Source organism: Geminicoccus flavidas (assembly GCF_009806515.1).
GTDB classification, from domain to species: domain Bacteria; phylum Pseudomonadota; class Alphaproteobacteria; order Geminicoccales; family Geminicoccaceae; genus Geminicoccus; species Geminicoccus flavidus.
Genome location: NZ_WUJP01000818.1, coordinates 1 through 1,034, shown reverse-complemented (window position 1 = coordinate 1,034; position 1,034 = coordinate 1). Strand labels below are relative to the sequence as shown.

The 1,034-nt window shown below is 67.6% G+C and carries 1 protein-coding gene; it reads right to left on the bottom strand.

The features are described from left to right. Positions 1–33: 33 nt before the first annotated feature. Positions 34–912, bottom strand: a complete 879-nt coding sequence (locus tag EQG76_RS23510; RefSeq protein ID WP_159716847.1) for an ABC transporter permease — start codon at positions 910–912, stop codon at positions 34–36. Positions 913–1,034 lie beyond the last annotated feature (122 nt).

The following is a 1,034-nucleotide window of genomic DNA, read 5'->3' as shown; positions in this document are numbered from 1 at the left end:
GCGTTCCTCGTTCACGCGCCGCCCGCTCTCGCCTCAGTCCTTGAGCGCCAGCTCCCGGATCCCGTCGGCCAGCAGGTTGAAGCCGATCACGAGCGACGAGATCGCCGCGGCGGGGATCAGCGCCATGTGCGGGTAGACCGACATCAGCCCGTACGTGTCCTTGACCATGCCGCCCCAGTCCGGGTCGGGCGGCGGCAGGCCCAGGCCCAAAAAGCCCAGCACCCCGATCGCGATGATCGTGTAGCCCATGCGCAGGCAGGCATCGACGATGAGCGGCCCCCTGGCGTTCGGCAAGATCTCCACCGCCATGATGTAGAGCGCCGATTCGCCCCGGATCTGCGCCGCGGTCACGTATTCGCGGTTCTTGATGTCCAGCGTCAGGCCGCGGACGATTCGCATGATCTGCGGCGTGGCGGTGAAGGTGACCGCCAGCACGATGTTGAACGCCGAGGCACCGAAATTCGCGATGATGATCAGGTAGAGGATGATTACCGGGAAGCTCAGCACGATGTCGGCTAGGCGCGAGAACACCGTGTCGACCCAGCCGCCGAAATAGCCGGCCAGCAGCCCCATGGTGCAGCCGATCAGATAGGCGACCACCACGGCGATCGGCGCCACCACCAGCACGGTGCGCGCTCCCCACATCACCCGCGAGAGCAGGTCGCGGCCGAGCATGTCGGTACCCAGCAGGTGCTCGCCGCCGGGCCGGGGGTTGGCCAGCGCCATGAAGTCCTGGGCGTTCGGGTCGAACGGGGCGGCGAACGGTGCGATCAGCGCCACCACCACCCAGAACAGCACCAGCGTGGCCCCCACCACCGCCACCCAGGAGTGGCGCAGTGCCAGCAGCTTGCTGAGCATGCCGGGCGGCTTGGCCGGGGCCCGGATCTCCAGCTCGTCTTGTATGGTGGCCATCACGCGATCCGGATGCGCGGGTTGAGGAGCATGTAGCCGATGTCGCCCGCGACCTGGGTGGTGACCGCAATCGCGACGGCGACCAGGGCACCCGCCTCGATCAGCGCCACGTCCTTGTTCAG

What these genes read in the sequence shown, in the direction of transcription:
- EQG76_RS23510 (WP_159716847.1), bottom strand. Translation starts at nt 912, where the DNA reads ATGGCCACCATACAAGACGAGCTGGAGATCCGGGCCCCGGCCAAGCCG.